At 53.4% G+C, this 15513-nt stretch carries 15 protein-coding genes; all 15 read left to right on the forward strand.

What is annotated here, in order from left to right; genetic code table 11:
* The first annotated feature begins 120 nt into the window (after positions 1-120).
* On the forward strand, positions 121-585 hold the full coding sequence (locus tag TREPR_RS07205) for a division/cell wall cluster transcriptional repressor MraZ (RefSeq protein WP_015707636.1): 465 nt from the start codon (positions 121-123) through the stop codon (positions 583-585).
* A gap of 7 nt (positions 586-592) precedes the next feature.
* A complete protein-coding gene (rsmH, locus tag TREPR_RS07210; protein WP_015707637.1) occupies positions 593-1543 on the forward strand; it encodes a 16S rRNA (cytosine(1402)-N(4))-methyltransferase RsmH in 951 nt (316 codons plus the stop codon).
* The gene (locus tag TREPR_RS07215; protein WP_015707638.1) at positions 1540-1833 is read left to right on the forward strand and encodes an FtsB/FtsL family cell division protein; all 294 of its coding nucleotides are present in this window, start codon (positions 1540-1542) and stop codon (positions 1831-1833) included. The genes rsmH and TREPR_RS07215 overlap by 4 nt, the downstream gene beginning before the upstream one ends.
* Positions 1834-1978: 145 nt before the next feature.
* Positions 1979-3058, forward strand: coding sequence for a phospho-N-acetylmuramoyl-pentapeptide-transferase (gene mraY, locus TREPR_RS07220; protein WP_015707639.1), 1080 nt, complete (start codon positions 1979-1981; stop codon positions 3056-3058).
* Positions 3055-4191, forward strand: coding sequence for a putative lipid II flippase FtsW (gene ftsW / locus TREPR_RS07225; RefSeq protein ID WP_041611068.1), 1137 nt, complete (start codon positions 3055-3057; stop codon positions 4189-4191). The genes mraY and ftsW overlap by 4 nt, the downstream gene beginning before the upstream one ends.
* The gene (locus TREPR_RS07230) at positions 4184-5005 is read left to right on the forward strand and encodes a cell division protein FtsQ/DivIB (protein ID WP_015707641.1); all 822 of its coding nucleotides are present in this window, start codon (positions 4184-4186) and stop codon (positions 5003-5005) included. Before ftsW ends, TREPR_RS07230 begins: the two co-directional genes overlap by 8 nt.
* Positions 4998-6266 carry a cell division protein FtsA gene (gene ftsA, locus TREPR_RS07235; protein WP_015707642.1) on the forward strand — a complete coding sequence of 423 codons (1269 nt, stop codon included), beginning with the start codon at positions 4998-5000 and terminating at the stop codon, positions 6264-6266. The genes TREPR_RS07230 and ftsA overlap by 8 nt, the downstream gene beginning before the upstream one ends.
* 67 nt (positions 6267-6333) lie before the next feature.
* The gene (ftsZ, locus tag TREPR_RS07240; RefSeq protein WP_041611069.1) at positions 6334-7578 is read left to right on the forward strand and encodes a cell division protein FtsZ; all 1245 of its coding nucleotides are present in this window, start codon (positions 6334-6336) and stop codon (positions 7576-7578) included.
* Positions 7579-8493 carry a tyrosine recombinase gene (locus tag TREPR_RS07245; RefSeq protein ID WP_041611070.1) on the forward strand — a complete coding sequence of 305 codons (915 nt, stop codon included), beginning with the start codon at positions 7579-7581 and terminating at the stop codon, positions 8491-8493.
* A gap of 7 nt (positions 8494-8500) precedes the next feature.
* Positions 8501-9247 carry a tetratricopeptide repeat protein gene (locus TREPR_RS07250; protein WP_015707645.1) on the forward strand — a complete coding sequence of 249 codons (747 nt, stop codon included), beginning with the start codon at positions 8501-8503 and terminating at the stop codon, positions 9245-9247.
* Entirely contained in the window at positions 9240-10220 is a 981-nt protein-coding gene (dprA, locus tag TREPR_RS07255; RefSeq protein WP_015707646.1) for a DNA-processing protein DprA, read from the forward strand. The genes TREPR_RS07250 and dprA overlap by 8 nt, the downstream gene beginning before the upstream one ends.
* Before the next feature lie 6 nt (positions 10221-10226).
* Positions 10227-12395, forward strand: coding sequence for a type I DNA topoisomerase (gene topA / locus TREPR_RS07260; RefSeq protein WP_015707647.1), 2169 nt, complete (start codon positions 10227-10229; stop codon positions 12393-12395).
* Complete coding sequence (locus tag TREPR_RS07265; RefSeq protein WP_015707648.1) at positions 12385-13353, forward strand: tyrosine recombinase; 969 nt, start codon at positions 12385-12387, stop codon at positions 13351-13353. The genes topA and TREPR_RS07265 overlap by 11 nt, the downstream gene beginning before the upstream one ends.
* Positions 13350-13922 carry an ATP-dependent protease subunit HslV gene (gene hslV / locus TREPR_RS07270; protein ID WP_015707649.1) on the forward strand — a complete coding sequence of 191 codons (573 nt, stop codon included), beginning with the start codon at positions 13350-13352 and terminating at the stop codon, positions 13920-13922. The genes TREPR_RS07265 and hslV overlap by 4 nt, the downstream gene beginning before the upstream one ends.
* Entirely contained in the window at positions 13922-15502 is a 1581-nt protein-coding gene (hslU, locus tag TREPR_RS07275) for an ATP-dependent protease ATPase subunit HslU (RefSeq protein ID WP_015707650.1), read from the forward strand. The genes hslV and hslU overlap by 1 nt, the downstream gene beginning before the upstream one ends.
* Positions 15503-15513: the final 11 nt, after the last annotated feature.

Here is a 15513-nt window from a genome sequence, read left to right on the forward strand (position 1 = left end):
GAAAGAATTTTATTTTACTATTTATAACGTTTTTTCCAAAAAACCTTATTGACCTTTTCATTTGAAGTATAAATAATGGCATATAGTGGGTAATCGTGGAAATTAATAGGAAAATGTGGTATGGTAATAGAAACCGGGACATTTGAAAGCACTTTAGATGACAAAGGCCGGGTGAGCATTCCTGCGCAGATACGGGAGAAATATGCCCGGGGCCAGCTTGTCATTACCCAGGGTATGCAGCCCAGTGTCTATATCATGACCCCCACTGCCTGGGAGCTGTTTTCCGGGAAGTTGATGGATTCTGAAACCCTGAATGAGGAAGAGTACAACCTGATCCAGTATCAGTACATTCTTCCCGCCCAGGTGGGAGAAATAGATAAGTCCGGTCGTGTCGCCATACCGCCGGCCATCAGGAAGTATGCTGGTTTGACCAGGGACTGTCTGGTGATGAATGCGGAGAACCATCTTGAAATATGGGACGCCGAATTCTTTTATGCATACTTGAAGGAGAATCGTGCGAGAACCCAGGAAGCTATGCGGCAGATGGGAGCCCTAAGGCTCTTTAAAACGGATGAAAAGGAATAACCTGAAAATGACTGCGGTCCATGTTCCGGTTTTACTGGAAGAGACAATCTTATACCTCGCCCCCCGTTCCGATGGGGAACTGATGGTGGATGCCACCCAGGGTGAAGGCGGGCATAGCTATGCCTTCCTGTCCCGGTTCCCCACCCTCAGGGTTGTGGGGATAGACGCGGATAAGGCTATTCAGGAAAAAGCCCGGGAGCGACTTCAGGAATTCGAGGATCGAATTACTTTCTATAACGGCTGGTCCCATGATTATTTCGCCGCCCTGGGGGCTGTTGAAAAGCCCGATACCATCCTCATTGATCTTGGGGTGAGTATGTACCATTACGAGGAATCCGGCCGGGGCTTCAGTTTCAGGAAAGATGAACCCCTGGATATGCGTATCGATATCAGTAGCGGGGATACCGCTGCGGACCTGATTGCCCGGCTTCCTGAAAAGGAACTGGCGGACCTGATCTACAATAATGCGGAAGAACGGTATTCCCGGCGTATAGCCCGGGCAATCGTGGAAACCCGGTCCCAAGGAGCCATCACAGGTTCCGCGGCACTGGCGGAGATTGTAAGCCGGGCTGTCCCGGCGGAATACCGCCGGGGGAGGGCTCATCCGGCTACCAAGACCTTCCAGGCCCTGAGGATCGCGGTGAACGGGGAATTGGGTCGGCTGCTGGAATTGCTGGAGTCCGCCCTGAATTCCCTGAAAGTAGGGGGGCGAATGGGAGTTATCAGTTTCCACTCCCTGGAGGACCGGAAGGTAAAAAATTTCTTCCGGGAAAAGAACAAGGAGTGTACCTGCCCTCCTGAAACGCCGATATGTAGATGTACGGGACACCGCTTTGTCAATCTTCTGACCCGGAAGGCTGTTGCCCCGGATCAGGAAGAAGCCCGAAAAAATCCAGCTTCCCGGAGCGCCAAGCTGCGGGTTGTGGAAAAAATATTTAATGAGGATGGACAGCCATGAGGCGGTTTGTATCACTGTATGTATTTGTCCTGACCCTTCCCCTGTTCCTGGCAGGATCAGTTTGGCAAGCCCGCCGTTACACAGCTCTTCAGCGGGATGTGCGCCGGCTTGAGGTGGTACAGGAAGAATGGATTGAGAGCAATAAGCGGCTTATTGCAGGAATAGGATTGCTGTCCTCTGCGGAGCGGATAGAACATATCGCCATTGAAGAACTGGGGCTTATGAAAAAGCAGCCCGAAGATGTATTACAGGTCCGGATTGAGGCCGGCCGCGGGAGGACCGATGGCTGAGCGCTACTTACAACGCAGGGTTGTTGGTAAAGGGGCCGTCCGGTTTCACTCTGGGGCTTCGGTATATCAGGTATCCGGTTTTACCCATATCGTATCTATCGGCAGAAATGGTACGGAACTTGAGAGCATGAGGGGAGGAGCATAAATGTTTTTGGAATTTATCTATCCCTTGGTTAAATACTTTACCCCCCTTAACGTGTTTCAGTACCTCACCTTCCGGGGCGCCTATGCCGCCCTGACTACCCTGCTTCTGTCCTTTGTGTTCGGGCCTCATCTTATTCTGGCCCTGAAGAAACTTAAGATAGGCCAGCCCATACGGGATGATGGCCCGGCTACCCATTTGAAGAAGGACGGGACCCCCACCATGGGCGGGGTGATCATCATCTTTTCTACGCTCATTTCAGTTTTGCTGTGGATGGATCTGGATAACGGAAAGGTTTGGCTTACCCTGGGCGCCTTTATCGCCTTCGGGATAATCGGGTTTGCGGATGATATCATCAAGGTACGGCGACATAACTCCGACGGGCTTCCTGTCTGGGCAAAGCTGGTAGGCCAGTTCGCGGTAGCCATAACGGTTACACTGATACTGTACAATTCAGGAGAAGAGGGTATCACGGATCTGTACGTGCCCTTCTTTAAAAACCCGGTGGTGGATATGGGAGTTTGGTGGATACCATTCGCAGTATTGCTGCTGGTAGGAGAATCTAACGCAGTAAACCTATCTGACGGCCTAGATGGACTTGCTTCGGGGCTGTTAATTTTAGTGTGTATTGCTTTGGCTATCCTGACCTACATTTCCGGTCGGTCGGATTATTCCTCCTACCTGGGGATACCCTATATTCTCGGGGGCGGTGAGCTTACGGTGTTCTGCTTTGCCCTGGTAGGGTCCTGCATAGGTTTTCTGTGGCATAATGCCCACCCGGCGGAAGTTTTTATGGGCGATGTGGGAAGCCTCTCCATGGGAGGGGTTATTGCCACAATTTCCCTGATTATTAAAAAAGAGATACTTGTTCTGATTATAGGCGGAGTATTTGTGCTGGAAGCGGCATCGGTGATTATCCAGGTGCTCATTTTTAAATTGCGGAAGAAGCGGGTCTTTAAAATGGCGCCCCTTCATCACCATTTCGAGAAATCAGGATGGGCGGAGACCAAGGTGGTCATCCGGTTCTGGATCCTCGGGGGCCTGTTTATCATAATAGCCCTGTCAACACTGAAGATACAATGATGCAAACCTTTAACGCCGAAAAGACGGGATTCCGGCCCCGTTCAGACCACATTTTAATCGCCACCATCTTTCTCTTGACCGGGGTAGGCCTGGTGACTCTCTATTCTGCGTCCTATGCCTACGGGGAACGCTTCTTTAAGCAAGGTATGTACTTTGTCAACCGGCAGCTTTTGTACGCCCTTGTGGGTGTAGTGGCTTTCTTTGTCGCATCCTGGGTAAACCTGGATTCTGTGCGAAAACTGGTGGTTCCCATAGTGGCGATCACCGCCCTGCTCTGCCTCTTTGCGCTGCTGCCCGGAATCGGGGCAAAAAAGAACGGCGCCGCCCGGTGGATAAAAATTGGGGCTTCCGGTACCTTCCAGCCCTCTGAGCTGGTTAAACTGACCCTGCCATTCTATCTGGCCCATATTTTCAGTAAGAAACAGGATCGCATAAATTCTCTGGTTTCAGGAATATTACCTCCTATTTTGATAACGGTACTGTTTTTCATTTTAATTTATCTTCAGAATAATTTTTCAACTGCCTTATTTCTTGCTATTAATGCGCTGGTTATATTTTATCTTTCCGGGATATGGTATCGCTATTTTATTGCCGCCGCAGTAATTTTGACGCCCTTGTCAGCTTATCTGATACTTTCTAAGGCGCACCGGATCAGCCGGGTGATAAGTTATTTTATCCCCGACTGGGAACCCCAGGGCGCAGGGTACCAGGTTCACTCTTCCCTGCTTTCCATAGGCTCAGGAGGGGTTTTAGGCAAGGGCTTGGGGCAAGGCACCAGAAAAATTGCCAGTGTCCCTGAAATACAGTCGGATTTTATTTTCTCTTCATTTTCGGAAGAGGCGGGCTTGGTCGGGGTTATCCTGTTTTATGCCCTGTTTATTGTATTTACCGTCCAGGGCTACCGGGCGGCTTTGAAGGCCGATGATATGTTCCGACGCCTTTTGGGCTGCGGCCTGGTTACCGTTATCAGTTCCCAGGCGCTGCTCAATATTGCTGTGGTTTCCGGGGCTGTGCCCGCCACAGGGGTTCCCCTGCCGTTCTTTTCAGCAGGCGGTTCTTCGCTGATAGTAACCTTGCTGATTGCAGGGATCATTGTCAATATTTCCCGAAAAAGGGAGGCCAGCCATGTCTGATGGGTATATTTTTGACAGCGCCCTGCCGGAGGATCACCCTGTTCATGCAAAGATGAACAAACGGCTCAAGGGGGCATTGGTAGTCCTTGCAATAATTCTGGCAGGTGAACTTATCTGGGTTTTAGGGATAACTCCCTGTATGCCCTTGGCGGTAATTGATATATCCGGAATTCCTGAACTGGATCGAGGGACGGTGCTGGCCCAGGCGGGAATCGGGATACACAGTTCCTACATGACCGTGGATATCCGTGGCGCCGAGCTTTCCCTGGGCGCCCTATACCAAGTGGAGTCAGCCCGGGTAACCAGGCAGTTTCCCGATACGGTTAAAATAGCCCTGGAGCCCCGTAAGGCAGTGGCCATGGCGTTGGCGCCGGTAAATGGCTTGATAGAGCCGGTGTTTTTTGACAGGTTTGGTGTGGTTTTTAAAATCGGAATTGATGGAGATAAACCGTTAGAAAGACTGCCGATTATTTCAGGGCTGGTGTTTGAGAATCCCTCCCTGGGAATGAAGCTGCCTTCAGTGTTTCAGAAATTTCTTTCCGACCTGGCCCGGTTAAACAATTCCGATCCGGAACTTTTGGGAACCCTTTCAGAAATCCAGGTGAATCGAAGGCCCTATGACGGGTTTGATCTGGTCCTGTATCCGGTACATTATCCGGTAAAGATTCGGGTGGGTAATGAATTAACCCAGGAAACGCTTCGGTATATGCTTCTGCTTATCGATGTATTTATAAAACAGGGGGTGGCGGTGGATGAAATTGATTTCAGAACCGGTACCGCCTCGTATATCAGGAAGGAGGCATCCCTTGGCTAATGATGGATTAGTTGTGGGCCTTGATATAGGAACCACCAGCACCCGCGCCGTGATAGGCGAGCGGACCGAAAAGGGAACTATTGAAATTACCGGTGTTGGGATCAGCCCTTCCACGGGATTGAAAAAAGGTGTGGTGGTAAATATTGAGGCAACCCTTCAGTCGGTGTCCGCAGCTATTGATGCGGCTGAGATGATGAGCGGCCGGGAAGTACATTCCTGCTGGGCCGGCATTGGGGGGAACCATATCGACGGGGTAAATTCCCGGGGTGTGGTGGCGGTGACAGGCAGGAGCCGGGACGAAAAGCAAAACCGGGAAATAGGGCCTGAGGATATAAACCGGGTGCTTGAAGTTGCCCGGGCTATGGTTTTCCCCATGGATCGGCAAATACTGGAAGTGATACCCCAAACTTTTATTGTGGATAAGCAGCGGGGTATCAAGGATCCTATGAATTTTATCGGGGTAGGCCTGGAAGCAGAAGTGCATATCATTACCTGTTCCGCCAACAGCGCCCAGAACCTGATTAAGTGCGTTAACCGTGCAGGATTCCGGGTTAACGATCTGGTGCTGCAAACCCTGGCAGCGGGCCGGGCGGTTTTGACCGAAGAAGAAAAAGAATTGGGTGTAGCACTGGTTGATCTTGGGGGAGGCACCACGGACGTGATGGTTTACTGCCAGGGTGCTCCCTATTCAACCATTTCCATCCCCCTTGGGGGATCAGAAATTACCCGTGATATTTCAGCAGTGAAGAATATTTCTTTTGAAAATGCCGAGAAGGCTAAGATCGACACCGGATGTTGTATTGCAGAAATGCTGGAAAGGGATGAGGATATTATCATTGAGGGTATGGGCGGACGGCCTCCGATGCCTATTCCAAAATCTCAAATCGCAATAATAGTGCGGCCTCGGCTGGCGGAAATATTCCGTTTGGTCCAGGATAAGTTAGACAGTCTTTCTCTGCCCCGGCCGCTGGGCGGCGGGATTGTGCTTACCGGGGGGGGCGCAGAATTTTTGGGGGCCGTTGAACTGGCAACCCGGATATTCAAGTTGCCTGTACGGATCGGTAACCCCCTGTCCCTTGGGGGGCTTCATGAAAAGTACCAAAGTCCGATTTACGCTACCGCAGTGGGACTGGTTCTGGAAGGGAATATCCGGGAGGGCATTAAAGTTCCTGAACGGGGACTTGATCCTAAGATTCCCCGGAAAGGGGGGAAATCTATTTTTAATAAAATAGGTGAATGGTTGAAAAAAGAATTGTTCTAAAGGTCTATAAAAGGCGCAGGGAACGCCTTAAAAAAATACATCAAAAAATGATGCGGGGGGGAACGAAATGTTGAATCTTGAGGTACATGAAGAGACAGTGATGGGGCCGAGGCCGACGATTATCAAGGTTATCGGTGCCGGAGGTGGCGGGTGCAATGCGGTGAACCGTATGATCGAACACGGTTTGCAGCAGGTACATTTTATCGCGGCCAATACGGATCAGCAGGCGCTGAACCTGAATAAGGCCGAGACAAAATTGCCCATTGGGTCCAAGCTCACCTCCGGCCTGGGAGCGGGGGGCAACCCTGATGTGGGGGAAAAAGCCGCCATGGAGGACAGGGATTCTGTGGCCAATGTCCTGAAAGGGGCGGACATGGTTTTTGTTACCGCCGGCATGGGTGGGGGCACCGGTACCGGATCAGCCCCGGTAATCGCCCAGGTTGCCCGGGAAAACGGGGCGCTCACGGTTGGTGTGGTAACCACACCCTTCACTTTTGAGGGTCAAAAAAAGATGCAGCTTGCCGAAGAGGGGATCAACAAGATGCGGGAAGCGGTGGATACCCTCATCATTATCCCTAATGAGCATCTCATGGGAATAATCGACAAGAAAACTACGATGAAGGAAGCCTTCCTCAAGGCCGATGATGTACTCCGTCAGGGAGTACAGGGCATTGCAGACCTTATCACCACTCCCGGGGATGTTAATGTTGACTTTGCGGATGTTAAAACCGCCATGCTCGGCCAGGGGGATGCCCTTATGGGTATAGGGACCGGGACCGGGGACAACCGTGCTCTGGATGCGGCTTCCAAGGCTATTGATAATCCCATGCTCAAGGATACTACCATTGCCGGAGCCCATCACATCCTGGTTAATATTTCCGGAGGTGCTGATATCTCGGTGTTTGAAGTTCAGGATATCGTTAATTATGTTAGAGAAAAAGCTGACCCCGATGTGTTGATCAAATACGGAACCGCCTTCACTGCTACCCATGAGGATAAGATCCAGGTAACGGTTATTGCCACAGGCTTCCGGGGAGATAATATCAAGGAAGCGGAACTCCCAAACGCCCAGGAAGGGACCAAGCCTAAGGATGAAGACTTTCTCCATTTTTCCGAATGGGAAAAGGTGACCAACCATTCCAAGCAGGCATCTAAGCCCCGTAACGGGCAGGATGATTTTTTTGATTCTTCCCGGAAGAGCAATCATGAAGACTATTACAATGTGCCGGCGATTTACCGGGACAGAGAGTATTTGCTTCAATTTGAGAAGGGGAAAAGCGAGAAAACCGGTTCAGATAACAGGGAACTCTAGGTGCCGCGGCCTGATTTGTTGGGGCATTTCAAATCCAGGCTCCTTGCTCTGGAACACCGTTCCCTTCTGACCGCCCAGACCTATTGCTTTGAGGCGAAGCGTTTTCTGGAATGGCTGGAAACCGCGGGTCTTAAGGTGGAAACCGTGGATTCCCTTTCGATTTCCCGGTACCTTGAGGAGCGGCGGGAACGGGACGGCATAGATTCCCGTTCCACCGCTAAAGCAATTTCCGCTCTTCGATCCTTCTTCCGGTATATTGGGGATGAAGGATTACGGGATGATAACCCTGCATCCATCCTGGAGCCTCCCCGGAGGAGCAAGCGCCTGCCGGAACTGCTCTCCCAGGAGGGGGTTGAAAACGTTCTTGCCATGGCGGATCCCGAAAATCCCCGGGGCTTAAGGGACAGGGCGATCTTTGAGCTTATCTATTCTTCGGGCCTGCGGATTTCCGAAGCGGTTTCCCTGAATATCAGGGATCTGTACTTTCCCGAGGGCATTGCCCGGGTTCGGGGAAAGGGCAATAGGGAGCGGCTGGTCCCCTTTGGCGGGGAAGCTGCCCGGTGGCTTAAGCGCTATCTGGAGGACGGTCGGCCCAAGTTGGCGAAAAGCAGCCGGAGCCCGGCGCTTTTCCTGGGAAGGACCGGCAAACGGTTTTCCCGAAAGGGGATATGGAGGAACTACGCAGCCCTGGCGGGTCTTGCGGGGACCAGTTCCAGGGTCCATACCCTGCGGCATAGTTTTGCCACGGAACTCCTGGCCGGGGGGGCGGATCTCCGTTCAGTTCAGGAACTTTTGGGGCACGTGGATCTGGCGACCACCCAGATTTACACCCATGTTGATATGTCCTTGCTTAAGGATAGTTTGAAACGGTACCGGCCGAAATTGAAAGCTTTAAGGAGTTCTGATAAAGCATAGGGGTTTTATGAAAGTCAAAAAGGAAATGGTCGTTGGCATTATTGTAATTATCCTCATTGCTACAGGATTGTTTACCTATATCGGACGCCAGCGGAGCAAGGGCCGGGACGCCCTGGCCAGGGAGATAATTTCCTTTAATCCCCAGAACGGTCCCCCGGAAACCATTGAGGGCCTGCGGACCGCCATACGGGCCTATGAAACCAAGATCCAGCAGCATGTTAAAGACGCCGCCCAGACCGGGGTTTACTGGAAGATACTGGCTAACCGGCTCCAGGACAAGGGGCTCCATGGTGAGGCCCTGGACGCCCTGGAGCGGGCCATCTATTATAAGCCCACAGATGCCTCCCTGTTTTACCAGGTGGGAATTTCCGCCGGGGTAATGGCCAAGTCCGCCCTGGATTTTAACGGGGCGCCCGGAGAGGCCCGGGAGCGCTACTATGCCCTTGCCGAAGAGGGCCACCTTAGGGCACTATCCCTGGACGAGCGTTATGTGAAGCCCATGTACGGCTTGGCAGTGCTCTATGTCTTTGAACTGAACCGGCCCAGGGAGGCCATACCCTATTTGCAGAAAAATTTGGCAATCAGCCCCGATACGGACGCCATGTTTGTCCTGGCCAGGGCCTATGTCATGACCGAATCCTTCACCGAGGCGGTGAAGGTCTACGAAGACATTGTTTCCTTTACCAAGGATCCTGATAAACGGAACGAGGCCCAGGTAAACCGGCAGTTGGTATTGGACAGGTTATATGAATAAAAGGGGTTTGCTGGATCTGATCATTAACCGTATTCCTGGCCTGGGCAGCCGGGAAAAAATATTCCTGGGTGAAAAATTTGACCGGGAGGGGGATTTTACCATACTTTCAAAGAAGGATGTTGAAGCCCTTATAAACCGGCCCTTGCAAGCTCCCTGGGATATGGGCACCCTCCGGGGTCTGGCTGAACGGGACGCTTCCCTGGGGCGGCTGCGGGGCATTGCCTGGGTATCCCATGGGGATCCCCGGTACCCGCCTTTGCTCCGGGAGCTTTGGGATCCCCCGGCTCTGCTCTTTTTCCGGGGGATACTGCCGGACCCGGAAAAGCCCCTGATCGCAGTGGTGGGAACCCGGCGGCCTTCCGGGCAGGCTGCGGCCCAGGCCTACGATATATCCCGGGACCTTGCCCGGGGAGGTGCCGTGGTGGTTTCCGGCCTGGCCCTGGGTATCGACGCCCTGGCCCACCGGGGTAACCTGGACGGCGGGGCGCCTACGGTGGCAGTGCTGGGTTCCGGGCTGGACCAGATCTACCCCGCTTCGAACCGGCCTCTGGCAGGGCGTATCCTTGAAGCTGGGGGCTCCCTGGTGAGTGAATTTTCCCCGGAAATGGGGCCCCGGAGCTGGACTTTTCCCGCCCGGAACCGGATCATTTCCGGCCTTGCCCGGAGCGTGCTGATAGTGGAGGCGCCCCAGCGATCCGGGGCACTGATAACTGCCCGGTTTGCCCTGGAACAGGGCAGGGACCTGATGACAGCCTCCGCGGGGGTTTCCTCCTCTCTGGGGGTGGGGACCAGAAAGCTGGCCGAAGAGGGCGCCAAGGTAATAAGCGGCGCCGAAGAGATTTTTGAGGAATGGGGAATGGTTCCTGGGCCAAGGACTGGGGCAATGCCCGGGTCCGTAGAAAGGATGTACGAAAATGGAGTCGGACTGGCCTTGAGCCTTGCCCGATCCCTTAATATTGTTTGCGAGGAATAGGATACCATGGCTGTAAAGACCGAAAAGATCGAAACGACCAAGAAGGCCGAAAAGAAAGTAAAGGGCAAAAAAGCTGGGAAGGAACGGAAAATTCTGGTCATTGTGGAATCCCCGGCCAAAGCTAAAACTATCGAAAAATATCTCGGCCCCAGCTACACCGTGAAAGCTTCCATGGGCCACCTCATCGATCTTCCCAAGTCAAGAATAGCCATTGATGTGGAAAATAACTTTGAGCCTGAATACATCACCGTCCGCGGCCGGGCAAAGCTGCTGAAGGAACTCCAGGGGGACGCCAAAAAAGCTGACACCGTGCTCCTGGCAAGTGATAATGACCGGGAAGGGGAGGCCATAGCCTGGCATTTGCGGAATGCGATTATTGCAAAGACCGACAAGGTTCCTATCCGGCGTATCAGTTTTAATGAGATAACCCCGGTGGCGATCAAGGCTGCAGTTGCCAATCCCACTGACATAGACGAATCCAAGGTGAATGCCCAGAAAGCCCGGCGGGTACTGGACCGCCTGGTGGGGTACAACCTTTCCCCCCTGCTCTGGAAAAAGGTGAAAAACGGCCTTTCTGCGGGCCGGGTCCAATCGGTGGCCCTCAGGCTTATCTGTGAACGGGAGAAAGAAGTAGAGACCTTCATCCCCGAAGAGTACTGGACCCTGGAGGCGGATTTCAAAACCAGTAAAACAGTGTTTACCGCCCAGCTGGTTTCCTGGAAGGGGGCCAAGCCGGATCTTAAAAACGAAGGGGACGTGAAGAGCATTGTTGATCAGATTACCGGACTGGACTGCTCGGTCCTGGATATACGGGAAACCGATAAGACCGTGAAGCCCAAGCCCCCCTTTACCACATCCCAGCTTCAGCAGACTGCGGCAAACCGTCTGGGCTTCACCAGCAAGAAAACTATGCAGATAGCCCAGCAGCTTTACGAAGGGGTGAATATCGGCAGTTCTCGGATAGGGCTTATCACCTATATGCGCACCGATTCTGTGCGTATTTCTCAAACAGCCCTGGATGAGGTCCGCACCTGGATTGGGGAGAAGTACCCCAAGGATCTGCCGGAAAAAGTGGTGGAATATGTAATGGGCAAAAAAGCCCAGGATGCCCATGAAGCGATACGGCCCACATACGTAAGCTATCTCCCGGATGATATGAAGGATCATCTGACCCGGGATCAACTCAGGCTTTATACAATCATCTGGGAGCGTTTTGTTTCCAGCCAGATGAATCCTGCCAAAACTAAAACTGTCAGTACGGACATAAAAGCCGGGGAGGGGATCTTCCGGATCGCAGGTACTAAAATTGTGGAAAAAGGTTTCTATAGGGTTTTGAAGCTTCTCAATACTAAAGAAGAAAAGGGGAGCTCCTACCCGGTCCTGAAGATTGGGGATATAGTGACGGCGGATAAATTCTCCCCCGAACAGCACTTTACCCAAGGGCCGCCCCGGTACACCGATGCGACCATCATAAAGACCCTGGAGGATAAGGGCATTGGGCGGCCTTCAACCTATGCGCCTATTATCTCGGTGCTCATTGACAGGTATTATGTAACCCGGCCCAATAAACAGCTGGTTCCCACCCTGGTAGGAAGGATGATCTGCGATATGCTGGTGGAAAATTTTTCCACTGTGGTGGACGTTGCCTTTACTGCGGATATGGAAAATAAGCTGGACGAGGTGGAAGAAAGCCACATCCTCTGGCCCGACATGATCCGCGGCTTCTATCAGCCCTTTAAGGACCAGGTGGACCTGGTGGACAAATCCCTGGAATCCTTCAAGGGTTCCCTGGACGAAGCGACCGATTATGTCTGTGAAAAATGCGGTAAGCCCATGATAAAAAAACTGGGCCGTTTCGGATTTTTCCTTGCATGCTCAGGCTTCCCGGAGTGCAGAAATACTAAGTCCATACCCCTGGCCAAGTGCCCCAAATGCGGGGGGGACATCGTAGCCCGGAAAACCCGGGGCCGGGGCAAGGAATTTTACGGCTGCACCAATTACCCGGACTGTGATTTTATCAGCCACTTTAAGCCCCTGAATCAGGACTGCCCCAAGTGCGGGCATTTCCTGGTGGAAAAATACGACAAGAAAAACGGGAACCATAAGGCGTGTATCAATCCTGAATGCGACTATCTCCATTCCGATGATGATGAGGAGACTGCTGATGCCGAATAGGGCGGGTGTGCTTCCGGCGGCGGCCAAAACAGGCACCGTTACTGTGAACACAAATACTGAAAATTATATCCGCGAATACCTGAGCTACCTTTCTGCGGTCCGGGGGATATCCGAGCGGACCCGCCATGCCTACGAGGGGGATCTGCTCCGGTTTGCCGCGTACTGTGAAAACCGGGAAACCACGGCGGAAACCGCAGTTCCCTACGAAGTTCAGGGCTTTATCGGGGATCTCAGCGCTGAGGGTATGGCTTCGGTGAGCGTGAACCGGGCACTTTCCTCGGTCAGAGGATTTTACCGCTGGCTCATACGCTTCGGCCTCCGCAAGGATAACCCCGCAGGAAACCTCAGAAACATCAAAACCCCTAAAACCCTCCCGGTATTTCTCTGGGAAGGGGAGATGGCGGACTTCGCTGATCTGCCTGATACGGCGGGCATACTCTGGCCTTTGCGGGATAAGGCCCTGATTCTGACCATGTATTCTGCGGGGCTCCGTATTTCCGAGCTGGTGAGTCTGTCCCTGAAAGCCCTGGAACGGGATCTCAGCGGGGGCAGGGTTATCGGAAAGGGAGACAAGGAACGGATCGTGTTTTTTTCCGATGAGGCAAAGGAAGCTATCGCAGAATACCTGCCTGCCCGGCAGAACCGGATCAAGGCGGAGCATCCCACGGACCGGCTTTTTGTCAACCGCCGGGGCGGCCCTATCTCTGTGGCAGGGGTACGGTGGATTATCGCTAAATACGCCGAACGCTCGGGTCTGCAGAAGAACGTGCACCCCCATGCGCTCAGGCACAGTTTTGCTACCCACCTGGTTAACGCAGGCTGTGATGTGCGTATAGTCCAGGAACTTTTAGGCCATGCAAGCCTGTCCACAACCCAGCGCTATACCCATGTGGATATGGAACGGTTAAAAAAAGTATATGTCAAAGCGCATCCCCACGGGAAAAGGAAAACCCAATGAAGAATAAAAGTAATGAACTACAAGGGAATGGTACCGGAAAATTTCGCTCAACCACAGTATTGGCAGTACGCCGGGACGGCAAGGTTGCCATGGCCGGGGATGGCCAGGTAACTCTGGGGGAGACGGTGATGAAGAACAATGCCCGCAAGGTCAGGCGTCTTCTGGACGGCAAGGTCCTCTGCGGCTTTGCCGGGGCCACTGCCGACGCCTTTACCCTCTTTGACCGGTTTGAGGAAAAACTCAAGGAGTATTCCGGTGACCTTGCCCGGGCGGCGGTGGAGCTTGCCCAGGCCTGGCGCACCGACCGGGCCCTCAGGAAGTTGGAAGCCATGCTCCTGGTGGCGGACAAAGCCAAGACCCTGCTCATCTCCGGCACCGGGGATGTGGTGGAGCCTGCGGAAAACGCCCTGGCCATAGGCTCCGGGGGCAATTACGCCTATGCTGCGGCCCTGGCCTTTCTGGAAGGCAGCAGTTATTCTGCGGCAGAAATCGCCGAGAAGAGCCTTAGAATAGCAGGAAGCATCTGTATCTATACCAATGGGAATATTACCCTGGAGGAGCTGGACTGATGAGCGAAAAAAACCTGGACCGGCTTACCCCCCGGGAAATCGTTGCGGAACTGGACAAGTATATTGTGGGCCAGAAAAAAGCCAAGCGGGCGGTGGCAGTAGCCCTGCGGAACCGTATCCGGCGGCTCAAGCTGGACCCGGAAGTGCGGGAGGACATTGCCCCCAAGAACATACTCATGATAGGCCCTACGGGGGTGGGGAAAACCGAAATTGCCCGGCGCTTAGCAAAACTGGCGGGTTCCCCTTTCATAAAAGTGGAGGCCACCAAGTACACCGAGGTAGGCTATGTGGGCCGGGACGTGGAATCCATGATCCGGGACCTCATGGCCGCAGGGGTGCAGATGGTAAAACAGGAGATGCAGGAAACGGTCACCGCGGAAGCGGAAAAACGGGCCGAAGAAGCGCTGTTGGATCTCCTCCTCCCGGGTACCGGAAAAAAACCCAAGGAGCCAAAGACCCCGGACGGCCCGGTGGTACGGCCCATGGGAGCCTTTTCCATCAACCCCAATAACGGCGGCGGAAACGGAGCTTCCTTTATGGGCGCCGCCATCCAAGTGGGGATACCGGTATCCCGGAAGCAAAGCGGTGACACCCCTGAGCTTACGGCAGATTCGGAACAAACAGAAACCCTGAATGATTCTGCGGGAAGTACCGGAAACCAAAAAGACTTCGGGAACACTAATGATTCAAGAAATCAAAAAGACTCTACCCGTGAAAAATTCCGGGCCATGCTCCGGGATGGAAAACTTGAGGACCGGCTGGTTGAGATCACCATAAGCCAGAACCCCCAGTTTCCCATTGAAATGATGGGCGGCGGCGGCATGGAAGACCTGGAAAACAGCCTTTCGGGTATCGCCGGATTTTTCGGCGGCGGCAAGAAAAAGAAGCTGCTTCCGGTCAGCCGGGCCAGGGAAATCCTAAAAGCCGAGGAATCGGAAAAACTCATAGACCGTGACCGGGTAAGCGACGAAGCCCGGCAGCGGGTCTGCGAAACCGGCATCGTATTTATTGATGAGATCGACAAGATCGCCGTAAAGGGCGACCGGGGAGGGGGGCCCGATGTTTCTCGGGAAGGGGTACAGCGGGACATACTGCCCATAGTCGAAGGCGCCACGGTGAACACCAAGTGGGGCCCCGTGGACACCAGTCACATCCTCTTCATTGCAGCCGGGGCCTTCAATGTCAGCAAGCCCTCGGACCTGATCCCGGAACTCCAAGGCCGCTTCCCCTTGCGGGTGGAACTGGAATCCCTGGGCAAGGATGAATTCCTCCGTATCCTCACGGAGCCGAAAAACGCCCTGACCAAGCAGTACATCGACCTGCTGGGTACCGAGGATGTGACAATCGACTTTGTCCCTGAAGCCATTGAACGCCTGGCAGCCCTGGCTGCGGACGTGAATTCCCGGCTGGAAAACATAGGCGCCCGCCGGCTTCATACCATCATGGAGGCCCTTCTGGAGGAACTTTCCTTTGAGGCTCCGGATATTGCACCCACAAAAATTTCCATCACCGAAGCCTATGTGAACGAGCGGCTCAACGACCTGGTGGTGGACAACGACCTGGGGAGATATATCCTGTGATTGGGGTTAAA

Origin of the sequence: Treponema primitia ZAS-2 (assembly GCF_000214375.1) — a bacterium.
GTDB classification, from domain to species: Bacteria; Spirochaetota; Spirochaetia; order Treponematales; family Breznakiellaceae; genus Termitinema; species Termitinema primitia.